The following is a 19893-nucleotide window of genomic DNA, read 5'->3' on the forward strand; positions in this document are numbered from 1 at the left end:
ATTACAAATACGCGAGCTTTAACCGCGTCCGCGATATCCACTAACGCCTTGATCTGGAACCCATAATTCAGCAGGCGGCGTACCTGTCTGCCAAAAAACATCAATCGGGATTCCGCCGCGCGGATACCAATATCCGCCGATGCGCAGCCATCGCGGCTTCATTTCCTCCGCCAGTCGTTGACCAATGCCGACCGTGACATCTTCGTGAAAACCGTTGTGGTTGCGGAAACTGCCGAGAAACAGCTTTAGGCTTTTCGACTCGACGATGGTTTCGCCCGGCGCGTAGTCGATCACCAAATGGGCGAAATCGGGCTGATCGGTAACCGGACAAAGCGAGGTGAATTCAGGCGCCGCAAATCGCACGAGGAATAACGCGCCGCTTCGCGGGTTTGGCACGTAATCGAGCTTTGCCTCCTCGGGAGACGTTGGCAGAGGCGTATCTTTGCCGAGATACGCGGGATTGAGCGAGTTTTCAGGTGTGCTTTCCATGCCGCGCTGTTGCCGTGAAAGTGGATCATACGCAAGCATGGAACTGGACTGCGACGCTGCAATATCTATGGCTATAGGCGGCCACCCCCCCCGATGGCCGACTGTATTTAGAAATGATTGCCTGACCCCCGCACCATGCGCGCGCACAACGATCCAAACCATAACAACACCGCTAACCATTTGCGGCTCATCACTCTTGGGCTGACGGTTCTTGCCGCTTTGACGGCAGGGCCATTATCCGCGCAATCATCGCCCGGCAGCTTTTCGCTTCCTGAACCCACGCCGACGCCAACACCCGCGCCGCAAGGCCCGGTGGATATTCGCGATGGTGTTGTGATTGGCCCGCGCAGCATTCCTGACCAACCGAAAGTGGCTGCCCCGACGCCCGCTGCTTCTCCCGCTGCCCCGCCGACATCAACGACCTCGCCATCGGCCGCACCATCAACCCTTGCGCCTCCAACGGAAGCTGGACGATCTGTCTCCGGCATTGCGCCGACCCGTACGCCCTCACCCTCCCCAAGCCCGTCGCGGAGTAATCAAGCGCCTCCCAATTCGCAGCCAGAGAGCACCGCTCCATCATCGTCATCGTCACCGTCACGCGCTCCCGCAGGGCCGGGCCCCGCAGAAAACGATGCTGCAAACACTGCTGCAAACACTGCCCCGGAAGGCGCGCAGTCCGGTTTTGCCGGTAACAGCATCGCCCCTCTGAACGATCCAGGCGGAGGGGCGCTTCCGGTTGGTCCTGTCAGCGATCCATCGGACACGGCAAGCTCGACTGCCGAGGATGAATCGGCTGATGCCAGCAGCAATTGGCAGCTTATTATCGCGCTTTCGGCGGTGCTGGCGGCACTGGCGGCGGCCGGTTGGTGGGTCTGGCTACGGAAGCGGCGCGCTGCGCCTAAAGGCGCGTTGATGCCTGCTCCTGCTCTGGCGCAAAGCCCGCCCCGAACGGTCACACCTCAGCAGCCGGCTGAACCCGCGATGGTAGAGCCCAATGCACAGGCCGCTCCGCTCGCACCGATGGCGGCTGCAGACTTGCCGAGAATGGCTTTAAAGCTTGAGATCGCCAGCGCCTCACGCAGTTTGATGATGTTTACAGTCGAGTACCGGCTTGAGATCGCAAACCGCGGCGATAAGGCGCTGCGTGATCTCAATATCAGCGCCCGGCTGGTTTGCGCGCGGCGGGCAGCCAATGGATCACCGGAAACAGTCAGCAAAGGTAAAACGGTCGATCGGATCGGCCCCCACCAAAGCGGCGCGATTTCCGGCTCTGTGCAATTGCCCCTGAGCGAGATCAGCCCATTGCGGCAAGGGACAGTTCCATTGCTCATTCCTTTGATCGAGATTTCAATCAGCCCCGCTGGCCAATCGGCCAAAACACACAAATTTGTGGTCGGAATGCCAAGCGCATCCAGCGCGACGCGGCTTCACCCGATCCCGCTTGATACAGCACCCGGCGGTATTCAGGGTCTGCGCGCAAACGAGATCAAAGAAACAGCAAGCGCGGCATAGATTGACCGGCAAAACCGTTGACCTGAATTCGGACAGCCCGATGCCCCTTGGCGTGCCGTGCAGCGCGCGCTACGTCTTTTGCCATGACCAATACATTTCCAAGTCTGGTTTCGACTCAATGGCTCGCTGAGAACCTCGGCAATCCTGAGCTTGTGGTAATTGATGCCTCGCGGCACTTGCCCGCCGCCAATCGCGATGCGCACGCCGAATATGAAAAAGCCCATATTCCGGGCGCGCGGTTCCTCGATCTGGCGAGCCTGACGGATACAGCATCGCCTGTGCCCGCAGCCATGCCGAGCGCGCGTCAATTGGCCAATCGTTTGGACGATCTTGGCATTACTTCGTCCAGCAAAATTGTGCTTTACGATGATAGCGATGTGAAAACATCGGCCCGGGCGTGGTTTATTCTTGTCTCTCACGGGATTGACAGCGCTGCGATCCTGGATGGCGGGTTTGGCAAATGGCGTACCGAAAACCGTCCTGTTGAACGCGTTTCGGCAAAATTTGTCCCGATCAAAACCGACCGTATTCTCGCCGTGAAGCGCGTTGCGAGCAAAGCTGAAGTTTTGGCCAATGTGGATCGGCCCGTGCATCAAGTGCTTGATGCACGCAGCGCAGAGCGCGTGTTCGGCGCTGGCACAGACCCGGTTCATGGCGGCGAGAACGGGCGGATACCCGGATCGTTGAATTTGCCGTTCGGCGCAGTCTTTGCCGAAGACGGAACTTATAAGTCACCCGATGATCTGCGCGCCGCTTTCGAGGCCGCAGGAATTGACCTTTCGCGTCCGGTCATCACCAGTTGCGGCAGCGGCGTAACCGCAAGTGTCCTGCTGTTCGCGCTCAACCTGATCGGAAAGCATGATACCGCGCTTTACGATGGTAGCTGGATGGAATGGAGCGCCGATCCGGAAACGCCGAAGGAACAAGGACCGGCATGAGCGGGAAAGACCCCAAAGAGATGCGCGCTGCAACGCGCGTGACCAATGCGGGCCGGCGAAAAGAATGGACCGGTCCGGTGGTCAATGCACCAGTATGGCGAGCCTCCACCCATCTTTATGAGACAGAGGCAGACCGCAAAGCGGCTGGAAAAAGCAATGCCGATGGCGGCTTTTTCTATGGCAGGCGGGGCGCACCGACCCAGTGGTCATTAGCCGAGGCGTTGACCCAGATCGAACCGGGCGCGCATGGTACCGTGCTGTACCCCAGCGGGGTCGCAGCGATTGCGGGGGCTTTGCTTACCGTGCTTCGCCCCGGCGATCGGCTGTTGATGAGCGACAATGCCTATGATCCCTCGCGCAGTATGGCCACCGGCCTGCTGAAACGGCTTGGGATCGAGTATGATTTCTTCGATCCGCTGGACATGCCAGCCTTTGAGGCAAAGTTTGATGCTCCGGTGAAAGCTGTCTGGCTGGAATCGCCCGGCAGCCTCACCATGGAAGTGTGCGATGTCCCCGCTCTCACCGCTATCGCTCGGCAAAACGGGGCGGTCAGCCTGATCGACAACACCTGGGCAAGTTCTCTTGGCTTTGCCGCTTTGGAACACGGGTGTGACATCGTTATGATGAGCCTGTCCAAGCATGTCGGCGGACATTCTGATCTGATGATGGGTTCGGCGAGCGCGGGCGAGCGGTGGTATCGGGCGCTGCGCCGGACGTCGCAGGAATTGGGGCAGGTTGTATCGCCCGACGATGCTGCGCTCGCAGCACGCGGGCTGAGAACGATGGCTATCCGCCTCAAACAATCGAGTTCAAGCGCACTGCGGATCGCACAGTGGCTGGCCGAGCAGCCACAGGTAGCGCAAGTGATGTGCCCGATGCTGCCGAATGATCCCAGACATGAATTGTGGGCGCGCGATTTCACAGGCGGCTGCGGATTATTCAGCTTTGTACTGAACAGTTCGGATCCCGAGGCAAGCGGCGCATTGGTCGATGCGCTCAATCTGTTCGGGATCGGCTATAGCTGGGGCGGGTATGAGAGCCTTGCACTGCCAATCTTCCCGCATGATCACCGTGCCACCATGGCATCTCCTACAAAGCCCGCCGAGGAGGCTGGCATACGTCCCGCCGTTCGCCTATCCATCGGACTTGAAGATACAGACGACCTGATCGAAGACCTCGCGCAGGCGCTCGCAACCATGGATACGCAATGACCACTGCCGCAGCCCTTCCCGCCGACGTTACAGAAACCACAGACCCGGCCGCCGATGGCGAAGCGGGCAGCGAAGGCACATCAGCCGAAGGCGCCGAGGCAACACCAACCCCCGCGCCCGATCCCGCGCCCGATCCCGCGCCCGATGAAGCCGTAGAGGCGATCGAGGCTTCGCAGGAAATTGTAAAAGGGGTTGGCGAGAAAAGCGAAACTGCAGGCGCAATTCTGCAATCATTTCAGGATTTCGCGTTTGAAATCGGTAACCTGCGCATTTCGCTGTTGGATGTGCTGCTGGTTATCGGCGTCATTCTGTTTGTCATCACCCTTGCATGGCTCGCGACGCGACTGTCGCGCGGATTGATCCGGCGTATTACGCGGTTCGACAGCACTCAAAAATTGCTCGCAGAAAAGTTGAGCACAGTCGCGATTTGGGCGCTCGCATTCCTGATCGGGATCGACATGCTGGGGATTGACCTAACCGCGCTCGCGTTTTTCGGCGGTGCCTTTGGCCTTGCCATTGGTTTCGGTCTGCAAAAAACCTTTGGTAACCTGATTTCGGGCATCCTCCTGTTGCTTGATAAGTCGATCAAGCCGGGCGACGTGATCTCTGTGACGGATCAGGCGGGCAACGAAGCGATCGGCCAGATCCGCAAGATCGGCATCCGCGCGATATCCGTCATTACGCGCGATCAGACAGAACATCTTATCCCGAACGAAAACCTGATGATCAATCAGGTGGTAAACTGGTCCTATTCCTCACGCGATGTCCGTGTGAAGGCGCCCGTTGGCGTATCGTATGGCAGCGATCTGAAATTGGTCGTGGAGCTGCTGTATCAGGCAGTAAGCGATACCGATCGAATCCTGCCGCGCCCGAAACCACGGGTGAATCTGATGGGTTTTGGCGACAGTTCTGTCGATTTCGATTTGAGGTTTTGGATTCAAGACCCTGAAGAGGGGCTCGCGAACATCCGGTCCGATGTCTACATGCGCATCTGGGAGCTCTTCAAAGAGCATGACATCGAGATTCCATTCCCTCAACGCGATCTGAATTTGCGATCTAGTGCGCAAATGGATCGGTTGATCGATGCGATTGCAAATAATCAGCCAAAGCCGGACTGATCGGCGGCGATAGCTTTCCTTAGCACGCACAAATTCATTCTCACTGGCGGACGGCCCGTGGTTCGATCATTTGATCCGCATGACACATGTCGGAACAATTTACCTCGTTGGTGCAGGTCCGGGCGATCCTGATCTGCTGACCCTGCGCGCTGCGCGATTGATCGAACGCGCTTCGGTGATCGTGCATGATGGCCTTGTCAGTCCCGAAATCCTGGCCATGGCCTCGCCTGAGGCGCGGTTGATCTCTGTCGCCAAAAAACGGTCGAAACACACTCTACCTCAAGATCAGATCAACGCTCTGCTCGTGAAAGAGGCGCTCGAAGGACGCGACGTTGTGCGGCTGAAAGGCGGCGACCCCTTGATCTTCGGGCGCGGCGGCGAAGAAGCCGAAGATGCCAAAGCCGCTGGTGTCCCGGTGCAAATCGTCCCCGGTATTTCCGCTGCCAATGGCGCAGCAGCAGCCACACAGATTGCGCTGACCCACCGTGATGCCGCCAGCATTGTCAGCTTTGTCGCGGGGCAATGCAAAGGCTTATCCGATCAGGATTGGTCTGGTCTTGCCGGAAAGGGCCGCACGCTGGTAATTTATATGGGCGTGAAAACAGCCCCGCAGATCGCCGAAAAACTGATGGCTGACGGCCTGGCTCCTGACATGCCGGTTGCAGTGATCGAAAATGCGGCCCGCACCGATATGCGGGTTGTGCGCGGTATGCTTGCCAGCCTGCCTGACCTTGTTCGGCGCGAGCGCATCAAAAGCCCCGCCTTGATTGTCATCGGGGAAGTGACCGCGCGCGATAATATTGCCCTTGCAAACACCGCTTTGGAGGCCGCCCGATGAAAGTTTTGACAGGCAATGACCTGAAAACCGGCGATGTGATCTGGTGGACTGGATCTGGCTGGTCGCGGCATGTCGATGACGCTGCCGATGCGGGCGAACGGGCGGAAGAAATCCTTGCGACAGAAGAAGCCGCGCGGCGCGTAAACGTGCCCTACACGATCACAGCAACACGCGAAGAGAACGGACATATCCGTCCTGCCCATATCAAAGACCGCGTACGCGCGCTTGGCCCAACCGTTCGGCCTGATCTCACGCTTAAACCCCAAGACCCCGAAGCTCTCGACTGGGTAATCTGACATGTACAAATACGATTCATATGACCAAGCGATGGTGAATGCCCGCGTCGAGGAATTCCGCGATCAGGCCAACCGCCGCCTGCAAGGCAAGCTGTCCGAAGACCAGTTCAAGCCATTGCGGCTGATGAACGGCCTCTATCTTCAACTGCACGCCTATATGCTCCGGGTTGCCATCCCCTACGGCACGCTGAACGGCGATCAGATGACGGCATTGGCCAATATCGCGGACAAATATGACCGCGGTTATGGTCACTTTACCACCCGGCAAAACCTGCAATACAACTGGATCAAGCTGGAGGATGCAGCTGATATCCTTGCCGATCTTGCCAAGGTTGAGATGCACGCGATCCAGACGAGCGGGAATTGCATCCGCAATATCTCATCCGATCATTTCGCCGGCGCGGCGCATGATGAACTGGTCGATCCGCGCCCCTATGCGGAATTGCTGCGCCAGTGGTCGAGCTTCCACCCGGAATTCACCTATTTGCCGCGCAAGTTCAAAATTTGTGTGATCGCGTCGGAAAAAGACCGTGCAGCCATGCGCCTGCACGATATCGGCATTCAGATTGTCGAACAAAATGGCGAAATTGGCGCTGCGTTCTATGTTGGCGGCGGCATGGGCAGAACCCCGATGATCGCCCCGATGATCCGCGATTTCGTGCCCCTTGACGAGCTGATCACCTATGCCGAGGCGTGCCTGCGGGTCTACAACCGCTATGGCCGCCGCGATAACAAATACAAGGCGCGCATCAAGATCCTCGTTCACGAACTGGGCAAGGACGAATACACCCGGCAGGTCGAAGAAGAGTTCGCGCACATGCTGGACCAAGGGGTCGAGCCGCCGCGCGAGGAGCTGGAACGGATCAAGCCATTTTTCGCCGACCCTGCATTTGAGGATGGAGCAAAGACCGTCGATCGCTCTGATCCCGATTTTGCGCTGTGGGTTGATCGCAACACCCATCGCCACAAGCATGATAGCTATGTCAGCGCCGTCATTTCGTTAAAGCCGGTCGCCGGAATCCCCGGAGATGCGACAGGCGATCAAATGCGTCTGATGGCAAAGCTCGCCAAACAATACAGCGTTGACGAGCTGCGCATTATGCACACGCAAAATGTCGTGTTGCCGCATGTGAAGATCGCCGATCTGCATGCGCTTTGGACGCAATTGGACGCGGCTGGGCTTGGCTCCCCCAATATGGACACGATCGAAGATATGATCGCATGCCCCGGCCTCGATTATTGTGCGCTCGCCAATGCGCGCTCGATCCCGCTTGCTCAACGTATTTCCGAAAAATTCGATGCCAGCGGCAAGACCGAAAAGCTCGGCGAATTGAAGCTCAAAATCTCCGGCTGCATCAATGCCTGCGGGCACCACCATGCCGGACATATCGGCATCCTTGGCGTCGATAAAAAGGGCAAGGAAAACTACCAGCTCTCGCTCGGCGGGAGCGAGGCAGAAGACGTCTCGCTCGCCAAGATCACCGGCCCCGGTTTTGACGAAGACGGCGTTATCGAAGCGGTCGAAAAAGTCACCGATGTCTATCTCGATAAGCGTGAAGGCGAAGAACGCTTCCTCGACACCTATCGCCGCATCGGCATGGCCCCGTTCAAGGAGGCGCTTTATGGATAAGTCCAATGATCTCGGCACAAGCCCGGACGAAGTGCAATTCCGGTTCCGCGATGATGAAGTGGTTGATCACGGCACTATCACAGTCGATGCCTGCTGCGACCAGACCAATGCCGCCGCAGTCCGGATCGAGCCCGGCGATGATGCGCGCACGCTGCTGCCCTTCCTCGACCGGTTATCCCTGATAGAAGTGAACTTTCCCAGCTTCGCAGACGGGCGCGGCTATTCGGCGGCGCGTATCCTTCGCGAAGCGGGCTATCATGGCGAACTCAGAGCGGTTGGCGATGTGCTGATCGATCAGCTCGGCCATATGCGCCGCTGCGGCTTTGATGCCTTTGCACCGGACGTCCCCCTTGATGAAGAAGACGCCCGGCGCGCCTTTGAAACGTGGGAAAATGTCTATCAAAGCACGGTGGATGGCCGCCGCACGATTCAGGAATTGCGCCATGAATGAAGTGCGCAAAATTGATCGGATCGATGCAGGCCCGCGCTTTACCGAACATGATGCCGTTCGGCTTAACCGGATGTTTCGCGGGTCGTCGACGCAGGAAATGCTCGACGCGGTGATCAAAGGCAGCCTTGCAGGCGATGTCACAACCGTTTCGAGTTTTGGCGCAGAAAGCATTGTGCTGCTCCACCTGATTGCGCAGGTCGATCCGTCGGTGCCCGTCTTGTTTCTCGACACGGGGAAGCATTTTGCGGCCACTTTGAAATACCGTGATCACGTTGTCGAACGGCTCTCTCTTACGAACCTGGTGGTTCTGAAACCGCAAGAGACCGTCCTTACCGCCAAGGACGAAACCGGGCTTCGCTGGTCATATGATCCCGATGGTTGCTGCGAAATCCGCAAAGTCATTCCGCTTGCGAAAGCGCTCGCCAATTACGACGCGAGCTTTACCGGGCGCAAAGCATTCCAGTCCGCGACCCGCGCAAATCTGCCACGTTTTGAGGTGGACACATCGGACGATCAAGGCCGGCTCAAAATCAATCCGCTGATCGATTGGTCGGCAGACGATATCGCGGACTATCTTGAAGAACATGACCTGCCGCGTCACCCTCTCGTCGCACAAGGATTCCCGTCGATCGGATGCGAACCCTGCACCCACAAGGTCGCAGATGGCCAAGACCCGCGCTCGGGCCGGTGGAAAGGCTGGGACAAAGTCGAATGCGGCATTCACCAGCCGGGCGAGGAACCGTTTTTGTAAGGACGCAAGACCAAGTCTAAGCGGCCCTTACAGCCACCCCTGCTCACGGTACCATTCGGCTGTCATCTTCAGGCCTTCTGGCCCGGACCACACCGCCTGCCAAACCGACAGCGGCGGCGCTTTCTTCATGTCGCAAACCCAATCGGGATGGAGCATGTACCCGACACGGTCAGGCGTGAGTTTCGCGTTCGCCCCCCGCAGAAAGCCATCAACCTTCGCCCCGAATTGCATAATTGCAGGCGATAGCGGCAAAGCTTTGGCGTTGTCATTGCCCATTGCCTCACCAATCATTTGGGCGAGTTCGGAATGTTCATACCCAAAGGCATTGTCATCCCACGGTTCGTAAATCCGGCGCAAAGTTACCGGGTTTTCCGGGACTAAAGCGACCAACAGCCGGGCAAGATCCTCCACATGGATAATGGACGTACGGCCTGCGGATGGAACCGGTACGAAGCCGAACCTTGCCACGCGGAAAAGCTCGAACATGTCTTTATCACCCGGCCCATACACGGCAGGCGGACGAACGATGGTCCAATCAAGACCGCTGTCTTTTACCAGTTCCTCGGCGCGGGCCTTTGACCGGCCATAGGCCGACAGGTCCGGCTCACGCGCAGATAGCGACGATACGAACACAAACCGTTGGACCCCGGCATCCTTGGCCGCGGCAATCATGTTGGCTGTGCCTGTGACATTCGCTGCTTCAAAGCGGCCGGGATTGGGAGTGTTGGTGAGGCCTGCAATGTGGATCACCGCATCGCTACCTGTGACAAGCTCGTTGAGAGCCTTTGTATCGTCTAGAGTACCGCGAACCCATTGGGTGCGATTATGCGCCGGCTGGGGGCTTCTGGTGAGTGCGCGAACGCCGTGCGCCCGGTGCAACGCGGCCTCTAACGTCGCGCTGCCAACAAAGCCGGTTGCGCCGGTCATGGCAATGACACTCATGGTCTTACAACATAACCATCTGGTCGCGGTGGATCACCGCAGAGCGTGGGACATGGCCAAGCCGGCGAGCGACCTGATCGCTGCGCAGCCCTCTTATTTTGACGCAGTCTTCCTTGTCATATTCGATCATGCCTTTGGCGATCATCCGACCCTGGGCATCTTCGATCGCGATGACATCGCCGCGTTCAAAGTCTCCGAAAACGCCCGTTATTCCGGCGGCGAGCAGACTCTTGCCGTTTTGCAGCGCCTTGAGCGCGCCATCATCAATGCGGATTGATCCGCTGAAACGCAGCCGCCCGCCGATCCAGTTCTTGAACGCATTATCGTCGCGTTTCGGCAAGAACAAGGTACCCGTATCCGCGCTGATGGCGCGGCCGATCGGATAATCGTCCTTGCCCTTGATGATCGCAAGCGCGATGCCCGCCCGCTCGGCAATTTCTGCGGCGAGCAATTTGGACGTCATCCCGCCCGAACCAATCCCGGACCCAGACCCGCCGGTTGCCATATCGTGGATTTCTTCGGTTACGCCCCGGACCTCTGAAAGCATTTGTGCATCGGGTTCTTCCGGGTGTTTGTCATACAGGCCGTCAACATCGGTCAGCAGCAAGATACCGTTGGCACCTGCGACCTGCGCCACGCGCGCTGCGAGACGATCATTGTCGCCAAACCGGATTTCGTTGGTCGCGATCGTATCATTTTCGTTGATGATCGGAATGGCACCGCGTTCCAGCAATTCGCGCAGGGTATTGCGCGCATTGAGATACCGGCTGCGCCCTTCCAGATCATCCAAAGTCAGCAGCATTTGTCCGGCTTTAAGGTTATACTCAGCCAGCAGCTGCGCCCAGGTGGACGCCAAGAACACCTGGCCAACGGATGCGGCGGCCTGTGCATGGGCAAGTGTCCCGCGCCCTCCATCAGGCAATTCCAGCATAGAGGCACCAAGCGCGACCGATCCAGACGCCACCACGATGATCTCCTGCCCGCGTTCACGCGCTCCGGAGATTTCGTGCGCCACGGTGCGGAGCCATTCAAAACGCGGCTCACCATCGGGGTGAATCAACAATGCCGACCCGATCTTGATTACAAGCCGGGGGCATTTTTCAACATCACGGAAATCGAGGAGATTCTCGACAGACATGCAGCTACCTTAATGGTCCGCGCGGCGGCGGACTGAATTCAGATTGGCGACCAATCGGCATCCGCCTCAGATTCGTCTTCAACTTCGACGGTTTTCGTTTCGGTCGATGTTCGGTCAGGTAAATAACCAAGAACCGCATCCATAAGTTCCCCGATACCCTCACCTGTGGCGCCTGACACGGAAAAAACTCTTTCGGCGCCCGCGTCGCGCAGTTCGGCGGCAAAAGCCTCCGACAGTTCTTTATCGGCCAGATCCAGCTTGTTCAGCACAATCAATTGCGGTTTGTCTTCCAGACCCGCACCATAGGCTGCAAGTTCATCCTGAACGACCTGCATTGCCTGTGCCGGGTCATCGCCAGCGATATCAATCAAATGGATCAAAACCCGGCAGCGCTCGATATGGCCGAGGAACCTGTCACCAATGCCTGCACCATCGGCTGCGCCTTCGATCAGGCCCGGAATATCCGCCAGCACAAATTCGCGGCCCTTGTGATGCACAACGCCCAGTTTCGGGACCAAAGTCGTGAAGGCATAATGACCAACCTTTGCCCCTGCATTGGATACGGCGTTGATGAATGTCGATTTTCCCGCATTGGGCAATCCGAGCAAGCCAACGTCGGCCAGCAGTTTTAGCCGCAGCCAGACCCACATTTCCTCGCTAGGTGTGCCCGGCTGGTGCTGGCGCGGAGCGCGGTTTGTGGAAGATTTGTAGGACGCATTGCCGCGTCCTCCCATCCCGCCTTCAAGAAAGGTGATCCGCTGCCCGATCTCGGTAAAATCCGCGAGCACTTCTTCTTTATCTTCCGACAAGATTTGGGTGCCGACCGGCACTTTGATCACAAGATCAGGAGCCGCCGCACCAGTGCGATCCTTGCCCTGTCCGTGATTGCCGCGCTTGGCCTTAAAATGCTGGGAATACCGGAAATCGATAAGCGTGTTGAGGCCTTGAACGGCTTCAAAGATGATATCGCCGCCTTTGCCCCCATTACCGCCGTCTGGGCCGCCATATTCGACGTACTTCTCGCGCCGGAAACTGACCGCTCCCGGCCCTCCGGCACCCGATTTAAGATAGATTTTGGCTTGGTCGAGGAAATGCATAAGGTGCACCTATGCATTTCCTCACCAAATTGCGAGCGGATTAGAACGTTGCGCGAATTCCGACTGTCACATTCCGGCCTGGCGAAACGAAGCTGAACACTTGCTCATATGTCCGGTTCAGCAGGTTTTCAGCCCTTCCGAACAGGCTGACCCCCTCTTTCACTCGCATCTCTCCGGATATGTTCACAAGCGTGAAATCGTCGAGGGTCTCGCGCACCGGCACAAAGCTGGGATCGGTGAAGGCCAGATCTTCGGTTTCGCCATTGTGCCGTATTACCAGCGTTACAGAGGCGGAATCATCCGATGCAGTCCAATTTAAGGCGGCGCTGGCGATGTGATCGGGGCGGCGCACTTCTTTCACGCCGCCTTCCTGCGCGTCCAAATAGCTGTAGGCTGCATCAAAAGAGAAACCCCCGCCCAGCATGGCATTGACCGAGACCTCTACCCCGCGCCGAGTGCTAATGGTTTGTCTATTGGCGGGTGTGGCAATGAAATCTGGGGCAGGAAATATCGTAAATATCTCATTCTCCAGATCATTATCGAAATAGACGAGAGAAACCACCGCATCACCCCGGGCGAGGGATTGATCAACACCCACTTCCCAGCCGGTGGATTTTTCAGGTTGCAAATCTTCATTGCCGATAAACTGGCCATCAAAGAATCCGAACAATTCGAAAAATCCGGGGTTCTTGATGCCGGAGCCTGCGCTCGCACGAATTCGAGTGGTATCTGTCACCTGATACCCGGCCCCCACGCGGAAGGTCGTTTCATCGGCGAACCTGTCGTTGATATCGTGGCGGACCGCTGCGGACAGATCAATATCATAGCCTTCAAAACGGTATTCGCCTGCAAGACCGATATTCTCGATCACGCGCCGCTCGGAAAATGCAGTTCCGAACGGATCGTCATTGCGGAACCCTTCGCGTTCCCAATCCGCAGCAAGGGTGAGATAGTGTTTCTGGTCTGCAAAGCCGAGCTGCGCCGCGCTTACATAAGACGCCTTGAACCGGTCACCCTCGCTTCCGCTGCTGCGACCAAAAGCGCCAAAGGTGTCTCGATTGATATCCGCGATCTGGGCCGATAAATCATGCGTCCAATCGCCGTCAAACGTGCTCAAATTCGCTCCGGCGAGGACATAAATTGCCTCGTTTTCAAACTCGGCGTCAGGTGTATCGATAATCAGTCCGAATGTAGGGCTTTGGGTATCAAAGTCTGAATTGTTGAATCCGCCTTCGGTCCGAATGAAACGGGTCGCGGCGCGCAGTTGAAAGTTTTCGGCCGGGCGAACGGATCCCTTGGCCGAAACAGTGTAACTGTCGCGCGCAAGGTTGCGGTTTCCGCCTCTCGCATTTGGCTCCCCATCGGTGCTCACGATGGTCGCATTGACCGCCAGATCGCCGTAATAATCACCGATCCCGATCCGCGCAGATCCATTCACCGTATTGTTGGTTCCTGCTTCGACGCGCCCGCCAAATCCGTTCAGATCTGCGCCGCTTGCGCTTTGATAGGCAACGACGCCGCCAATCGCATCTGCCCCGTAAAGCGCGGACTGCTGACCGCGAAGTACATCTACGCCCGCTCCGATTTCTGCCTGCAATGTGCCAATATCAAATTCGCCTGCAAACGGATCAGACACTTCGATTCCGTCCACCAAAACAAGGACATGGTTTGCCTCTGAACCGCGCAGGCGGATTTGGGTCTGCCCTGCGACGGAACTGACGGCGACGCCCGGCACATCGCGCAGGATATCGGCGATGTCGCGCGTCTGGCGCTGTTCAAGCTGAGCCGCAGACAAACGCTGCACGGACCCTGTGTAATCATCAATCGCCAGATTCTCCGATCGGCTGGCCACAACCAGCAATTCCTTGCGGTTCGAATGGAGCAGGACCGGCTCTTCACCCGTGTCCCCGGCACTGTCATTTTGAGTGTTTTGCACCGCATTATCTTGCGCAATGGCCGGCACAGCAAAGCCAAGCGCCGCAATCGCAGCGCCAATTCGTAATTCAAGTCTCACAGGTGTAATCCCTTCCGAACGAGCAACAGTATTGACCGCACGGGATTGTCCCGCACGGCCATCTATCGTCGCTCGAAACGAAAGTATTTTTCGCGCCTCTCCAATCCCTGAGAGGGGCAACAAGCGACTCGCTCCGGTCGGTCTCCTGGCTCACGGATCGACGCGGTCGAATCTCACCTTCCCAAGGTTACCCTCAGTGGCTGCGCCCTCTATCAAGGCCGCGCGAAACAATCGCTCACCGCTTACAGTTGCAGGGACAGCTGCGGAATCGAACCGCATTCCCGTTACCGAAGTGATGGCGCGTGATTACGCTCGAATATGGCTTATCGCAAGCCGCGCGGTGCAGGCGCTGGATCTTGCGCTGCCTCGGTCGGGATCGGTTCGACCACAGGCTGCGAAACGAATCCGTCCTGAACCGGTATGACAGGCACTTCTGCTCCGGTCGCGCTATCTACGACCGTGCTACCCGCCGCGGCTGGCGTCGCCAATGTCGCCGCCGGATTTTCGCCCACGGTTGGGACTGCGATACCGTCTGCAAGCGCGCGCTGCACGGCTACCCAGCCGGGCTGCGATGCTCCGTATTCAGCGCCGTATTCTTGATCCCAGCGTGCCGAAAGCCGCTGATATTCCTCATATTCGTCAAAGAACGTAGAAAAAGGATCAAGGAGGAGTTCGAAATTATCCATAGCAAAAGCAATCGGATCGGCGGGCGGAGCCGCCAGAGCCCGGTTTGATATATCGAGCGCCGCTGCGCAAAGCCCGCTGCGTGCAGGCGGCAGAGCGAAGAAATTGTACACGCTGGTCATTTTGCCTTCGCGTTCGATAATTCCGGCCCGCCGGGCGCCCATTTCGTTGCGATATTTACGATCAATCCGGCGGTTTACGCTCATGAGCGCGGTTGCGTGATCTTTGATGTAGACGCTGTACGCATCGAGGACAGGTTGGAACCGCGCGGCTGTGCAATTCAGCGCAGCAACATTCCATGCAGACCGGAAATGCCACACTTTTTCATCGTCGGAGAGCCCGCGATTGACGGTCATCCGGCGGCCCAGCAGATCTTTGCCAGGAATGTTCATCACATAGGATGCACCGCCCGGTGGCAGAGGCCGGAGCGGAATGATCTTTGCCGCAGGAGGCGGAGGCGGAGGCGGAGGCGGAGGTGGCGGAGGGGGCGTCGCGCAGGCACCAAGCAGTCCAATCGCAACCGCGATAGAAGTGATTTTAAGGCCGATAGGATTGGCGTTTTCACGAACCGCTTTGCTCATTCTGTCTCTCTCTTTTGGCTACCCTGACAATGCCAGAGCCCGCCTTACTCGCAAATGAAGCACCGAGTGTTAGTCCCCTCGGACAGCAAAGCAAATGCCCGGCACCTAATGAAAGGCACCGGGCATCGTAGATTTCACCAGTTTGATCGAAAAACACCGGTTCCGATCATGTTAGCAACGCGAGATTATTCGCGGCTGCCAAGAAACTGAAGCAGAAACATGAACATGTTGACGAAATCGAGATACAGGCTGGTTGCACCCATGATCACCGCTTTGCCAGCAAAGTCTGTTCCGCGAACGTGCTGATATTCTCTCTTGAGGCGCTGTGTATCGTATGCAGTCAGCGCAGCAAAAACCAGAACACCGATCCCGCTGATGACAAAAGCCATGGCTTCGGACTGCAGGAAGATGTTGATCACGCTGGCGATGATCAGGCCAATCACACCCATGATCAGGAAGCTGCCAAAGCCAGACATGTCTTTCTTCGTCGTGTAACCGAACAGCGAAAGACCGGCGAAAGCGCCTGCTGTTGCGAAGAATGTCACCGCGATTGATTCACCCGTGTAAACGAGGAAAATCGTCGACAAAGACAGACCCATGACAGTCGCAAAGGACCAGAACACGATCTGAAGTGTCGTCTGGCTCATCTTGTGCAAACCAAAGCTCATGGCGAGGATAAAGGCCAAAGGAGCCAGTTTAACAGCCCAGAACAGGATGCCGCCATTTAGTGCGAGCGAAGCCGCCGGCGATTCCATTCCGCCCCAGGAAAACAGGATCGCGACAATGCCGGTCCACAGGACGCCGGACGCCATATAGTTGTAGATCGAGAGCATGTGCTTGCGCAGGCCCTGATCGTAAGCAACGCCAGCGACATCTCCGCCGGCGCGTGGCACCGAGCCAAAACCGGTGCGCTGTGTTTCATTCCAATCAGACATAATGGATACCTTGTCTCCAAAATAGGTGCGACAATACGCACCAGTTGTCAGCAATATCGGTGTTTTCCGGCGTAATTTCAAGCGAAACCGGAATGAGAGTGTTGATGCGGATTAACCGTTACCGCGCGACAGCTCGCTGCCTTTTTCTGCGGTCGCCTGTAATGTTTCGACCAACAGATTGTGCAACGCGCTGTTCGCGTCCAGAACATTCATGCCTTCGCGCGTCATACCGCCGGGACTGGCGACCCGATCAGCCAGCTCTCCGGCAGAAATTGTTTCGCCCGCCGCCAGCGAAGATGCGCCATCGACCATCGCCACGGCGAGGGCTTCGGCCTGGCTGGCTTCCAGTCCCAGCTGCGTTGCCGCCCCGGCAAGCGCATCGATAAAGCGATAGACAAAACCCGGACCCGATCCGGCGAGCGCCGTGACCAGATCAAACTTTTCCTCCGCTTCAAGCCAGACCGCCGTGCCGAGCGCATCGAAAAACGCGTAGACGCCGTCTCGCGCATCGGCATCCAGACCGGTTTCGAGAAGAATAATCGGAGATTTGTTAATTCGCGACGCGAGGTTCGGCATCACGCGGATATGCGCCGCAGCATCAGGGAATGCTGATTTAAGCTGCGCAAGAGTAAGACCGGCAAGCAGCGAATAAATCGCCACACCGCCTCCCGTGATCGCCTGTAAACCAGGTGCAAGTTTGCCGAGCTGCTGAGGCTTGAAGCCCAGCATAACCGCATCATGCCCGCCTGCTGCGGCGGCCTCTTCGGGACTGCGATACAAAGCCACGCCAGCAGGCGCGGCCTCAAGCGCAGGATCAAGAACCGCAAACCGTGCAGGATCGATACCCGCCGCAAGCCATCCGGCCAGCATAGCGCCGCCCATATTTCCGCAGCCGATGATAAGAAGTTGTTTGATGCCCGACATGGCAAACCACCTTTAAATATGAACCTTGAAAGCCCCCAAGTGGTTATGCCTCCCCCGCCGCGTCAACCATTGCTGCATCTAAAGCGTCTCGCGGGCTCTTATCCCCCCAAAGCACAAACTGGAACGCCGGATAGAAACGGTCGCATTCGTCAATTGCATTTTCGACCAGAGATTGCGCCTGAGTAAGGCTGAGCATTCGATCATCGCCCAGCAACACACCGTGGCGATAGAGCAGCACATCACCATTCGACCAGATATCAAAATGGCCAAGCCACATTTGTTCATTCACAAGACTTAACAGCTCGTATGCTCGCTGTTTTTTGTCATCCTGAACCCGAATATCGGGCAGGCAAAGGAATTGTAGGACGCTATCCTGTTCGCGCCAAATCGCCCGCAATTGATACTTGGCCCAACTGCCCTGTACCTCGCCGCTCATCTCATCATCAGACGTGATCTCGCAATCCCAGCCGCGCGCTGCGAACAAAGCGGCGAGCATATCGACTGGCGGAGCGTCATTCTGCGCTTCAAATTCCTGCTCGCGCGGTCTCATTGAGTAGGGGCCTTTTTTAACATCATGTAAACAGATGCCTGTAAGCCCCCTTGCTTGGCAATCCGCTGGCAGATGGCGGCTGGGGAGAACCCATTTCGCCTGTTCAAACCTTGTGCACAGAAAGCCGGGGATGATCCCAAACAGTTACTTTATTGATTTAATTTCAGTGCCTTCAGGGCTGGTGAAGCGAAAGGTATCGATCCCCTTGTCCTTCAGCGCATTGATGAGGTCGCTCGCTTCCTTTAGCGATTTGACCGGTCCAGCAAGCAGCCGGTTCGCTTGTCCCCAAGGGGTCACATGCGGATCAAAATCATCAAGCAAGCCTGCCGATTTGCGACTCAACCGCCGCCAATCGAATTTAAGAGCCGAGACATCACGCCCGGTCGCCAGCTGCACCCAAATGCGGCTGGGGTGATCGGGTTTTTCCGGTTCTTGGACTTTTGGCTCGGGCGCGGCTTCGCGCGGAATCTCGATAATAGCCAGATCGACCGCATCACCGCTTGCCTCGGTATCCGGCAATACAACACCGCCCAGATCGGCGAAAGCATCTGCGACGTTGGCCTTTCGGACAACCTTTTGAACCACCGGTTTTGGCGCAGGAGCTACCACGGGTTTGGCTGCGGCGGAGGTGTCTGCCTTGGCCAGATCAAACCCGGGCGCTGCAACGGGCGTATTCATAGATTGCGCCGCTTTTCTTTCCGCAGGCGCGGAAACGGGCGTGGAGACGGGCGTGGAGACGGCATCCGCTGAACTGGCGAGGGACGCAGTTGGCGTTCCAAGTGGCTCGCCAGCAGGCTCCAGTTTTGAACCCGCAGAGCGCGCGATCATCGCATCATTATTAGCGACGCCGCTTGAATAGGCCGCAATACGAGGGTCCTCGCGGCCAATATCAGCCGCTTTGGGAAAAATCCCGAGATTGGCCGCTGCGGCTTGCTGTGATTTTGTGAGGCGCGGCATGTATGCGAGGTAAGGATTGATGCGCCCTGCAAGATCGCGCGGCATGACCGCATCAACAATCGCAGAAGCGCGGTCTTGCTCACCCATGATCGCCAATCCGAATGCGCGGGCACGAAAGGACGCAAAATCACGGCGGTCCAGCAGGGGACGCAGGATTTCTTCAAAGCCGGCCCTGTTCCCGGCAATCGCATAGCTGATGGCCAGCCGCCGCTTTGCCTCAGTATCTTTGGGCTGGAGGCTTATAGCACGCAAATGCGCGGCCTGCGCACTGGCGGTATCGCCAAGCATATCAAACGCGAGCGCCCGGTCGCTCAGAAGGTCTGATGCGTCTGCCCCCGCGCTTTGCGCAGCCGCAAATAGCGGCAGTGCCTCAGTCGGGCGGCCTGACCGAAGATAGATATTGGCCATGCCCAATTTAATGCGCGCATCATTTGGCGCCAGATCATTGGCACGGCCATAAAACCCGATGGCCGCATCCAGATCGCCAGCATTGGAAGATGCCTCGCCCGCCTCGATCAATGCGGAGACATTATCGGGCTGCTTTGCCAGACGCAGCAACGCTCGATTGAGGCGCTGAACATCCTTTGACGGCAGGGCCTGAACCACCTCGCGCGAGGTCGATTCTTGCGCCGCAAGGGGTGCACCGGCCAGCGCCGAGAGACCAATCGCGATGGGGGCAGCGGCGCGAAGCATATTTGAAATGTGCATCATCATTGCAATGTCAGCTAATCCAAACTCGCGCCGCGAATACCCCGTTGAGCCTGAACCCGGGGCGAACAGCACCGTGATCAGGCCGAACCGAGAAAGATCGCTGCTTTCAAATCTCGCGATGCGCCG

Annotated in this window: 19 protein-coding genes and 1 riboswitch; of the genes, 9 read left to right on the forward strand and 10 right to left on the reverse strand. The window is 57.5% G+C overall.

The features are described 5' to 3' along the window. Positions 1 to 18 precede the first annotated feature (18 nt). A complete protein-coding gene (gene queF, locus FGU71_RS01585; protein ID WP_142786945.1) occupies positions 19 to 489 on the reverse strand; it encodes a preQ(1) synthase in 471 nt (156 codons plus the stop codon). A gap of 135 nt (positions 490 to 624) precedes the next feature. Here queF and FGU71_RS01590 point away from each other — a divergent pair, with 135 nt between their 5' ends. The 9 genes from FGU71_RS01590 to FGU71_RS01630 all read left to right on the forward strand — a co-directional run bounded on the left by FGU71_RS01590 (position 625) and on the right by FGU71_RS01630 (position 9234). Continuing rightward, positions 625 to 2001 carry a hypothetical protein gene (locus FGU71_RS01590; protein WP_142786946.1) on the forward strand — a complete coding sequence of 459 codons (1377 nt, stop codon included), beginning with the start codon at positions 625 to 627 and terminating at the stop codon, positions 1999 to 2001. Positions 2002 to 2084: 83 nt separating this feature from the next. After that, positions 2085 to 2939: a sulfurtransferase gene (locus FGU71_RS01595; protein WP_142786947.1), complete on the forward strand. Its 855-nt coding sequence runs from the start codon at positions 2085 to 2087 to the stop codon at positions 2937 to 2939. After that, positions 2936 to 4150 (forward strand): cystathionine beta-lyase, encoded by a 1215-nt coding sequence (gene metC, locus FGU71_RS01600; RefSeq protein ID WP_142786948.1) that lies wholly within the window; start codon positions 2936 to 2938, stop codon positions 4148 to 4150. Before FGU71_RS01595 ends, metC begins: the two co-directional genes overlap by 4 nt. After that, complete coding sequence (locus FGU71_RS01605; RefSeq protein WP_142786949.1) at positions 4147 to 5268, forward strand: mechanosensitive ion channel family protein; 1122 nt, start codon at positions 4147 to 4149, stop codon at positions 5266 to 5268. The genes metC and FGU71_RS01605 overlap by 4 nt, the downstream gene beginning before the upstream one ends. A 79-nt stretch (positions 5269 to 5347) precedes the next feature. Continuing rightward, the gene (cobA, locus tag FGU71_RS01610; RefSeq protein WP_142786950.1) at positions 5348 to 6106 is read left to right on the forward strand and encodes a uroporphyrinogen-III C-methyltransferase; all 759 of its coding nucleotides are present in this window, start codon (positions 5348 to 5350) and stop codon (positions 6104 to 6106) included. After that, on the forward strand, positions 6103 to 6402 hold the full coding sequence (locus FGU71_RS01615) for a DUF2849 domain-containing protein (RefSeq protein WP_142786951.1): 300 nt from the start codon (positions 6103 to 6105) through the stop codon (positions 6400 to 6402). The genes cobA and FGU71_RS01615 overlap by 4 nt, the downstream gene beginning before the upstream one ends. Before the next feature lies 1 nt (position 6403). Next, positions 6404 to 8032 (forward strand): nitrite/sulfite reductase, encoded by a 1629-nt coding sequence (locus FGU71_RS01620; RefSeq protein WP_142786952.1) that lies wholly within the window; start codon positions 6404 to 6406, stop codon positions 8030 to 8032. Further along, positions 8025 to 8483: a DUF934 domain-containing protein gene (locus FGU71_RS01625; RefSeq protein ID WP_142786953.1), complete on the forward strand. Its 459-nt coding sequence runs from the start codon at positions 8025 to 8027 to the stop codon at positions 8481 to 8483. The genes FGU71_RS01620 and FGU71_RS01625 overlap by 8 nt, the downstream gene beginning before the upstream one ends. Further along, positions 8476 to 9234 (forward strand): phosphoadenylyl-sulfate reductase, encoded by a 759-nt coding sequence (locus tag FGU71_RS01630; RefSeq protein WP_142786954.1) that lies wholly within the window; start codon positions 8476 to 8478, stop codon positions 9232 to 9234. The genes FGU71_RS01625 and FGU71_RS01630 overlap by 8 nt, the downstream gene beginning before the upstream one ends. A 27-nt stretch (positions 9235 to 9261) precedes the next feature. On the opposite strand, the gene FGU71_RS01635 is transcribed toward FGU71_RS01630, so the two are convergent. From FGU71_RS01635 to FGU71_RS01680, 9 genes are all read right to left on the reverse strand, one after another. Beyond that, positions 9262 to 10176: an NAD-dependent epimerase/dehydratase family protein gene (locus FGU71_RS01635; RefSeq protein ID WP_142786955.1), complete on the reverse strand. Its 915-nt coding sequence runs from the start codon at positions 10174 to 10176 to the stop codon at positions 9262 to 9264. A 4-nt stretch (positions 10177 to 10180) separates the two neighbouring features. After that, on the reverse strand, positions 10181 to 11314 hold the full coding sequence (gene proB / locus FGU71_RS01640; protein WP_142786956.1) for a glutamate 5-kinase: 1134 nt from the start codon (positions 11312 to 11314) through the stop codon (positions 10181 to 10183). A gap of 38 nt (positions 11315 to 11352) precedes the next feature. Then, complete coding sequence (gene obgE / locus FGU71_RS01645; protein ID WP_142786957.1) at positions 11353 to 12411, reverse strand: GTPase ObgE; 1059 nt, start codon at positions 12409 to 12411, stop codon at positions 11353 to 11355. A 40-nt stretch (positions 12412 to 12451) separates the two neighbouring features. Next, positions 12452 to 14425, reverse strand: a complete 1974-nt coding sequence (locus FGU71_RS01650; RefSeq protein ID WP_142786958.1) for a TonB-dependent receptor plug domain-containing protein — start codon at positions 14423 to 14425, stop codon at positions 12452 to 12454. A gap of 118 nt (positions 14426 to 14543) precedes the next feature. Continuing rightward, positions 14544 to 14732, reverse strand: a riboswitch (cobalamin riboswitch). A gap of 16 nt (positions 14733 to 14748) precedes the next feature. Continuing rightward, positions 14749 to 15690, reverse strand: coding sequence for a hypothetical protein (locus FGU71_RS01655; protein ID WP_234035592.1), 942 nt, complete (start codon positions 15688 to 15690; stop codon positions 14749 to 14751). 185 nt (positions 15691 to 15875) lie between these two features. Continuing rightward, entirely contained in the window at positions 15876 to 16625 is a 750-nt protein-coding gene (locus FGU71_RS01665) for a Bax inhibitor-1/YccA family protein (protein WP_142786960.1), read from the reverse strand. A 111-nt stretch (positions 16626 to 16736) separates the two neighbouring features. Continuing rightward, a complete protein-coding gene (locus FGU71_RS01670) occupies positions 16737 to 17549 on the reverse strand; it encodes a pyrroline-5-carboxylate reductase family protein (RefSeq protein WP_142786961.1) in 813 nt (270 codons plus the stop codon). Between the two features lie 43 nt (positions 17550 to 17592). Then, positions 17593 to 18099 (reverse strand): type III secretion system chaperone family protein, encoded by a 507-nt coding sequence (locus FGU71_RS01675; protein ID WP_142786962.1) that lies wholly within the window; start codon positions 18097 to 18099, stop codon positions 17593 to 17595. Positions 18100 to 18243: 144 nt separating this feature from the next. Beyond that, the gene (locus FGU71_RS01680) at positions 18244 to 19770 is read right to left on the reverse strand and encodes a tetratricopeptide repeat protein (RefSeq protein WP_234035593.1); all 1527 of its coding nucleotides are present in this window, start codon (positions 19768 to 19770) and stop codon (positions 18244 to 18246) included. Between the last annotated feature and the right edge of the window lie 123 nt (positions 19771 to 19893).

It is taken from the genome of Erythrobacter insulae (assembly GCF_007004095.1).
GTDB lineage: Bacteria > Pseudomonadota > Alphaproteobacteria > Sphingomonadales > Sphingomonadaceae > Erythrobacter > Erythrobacter insulae.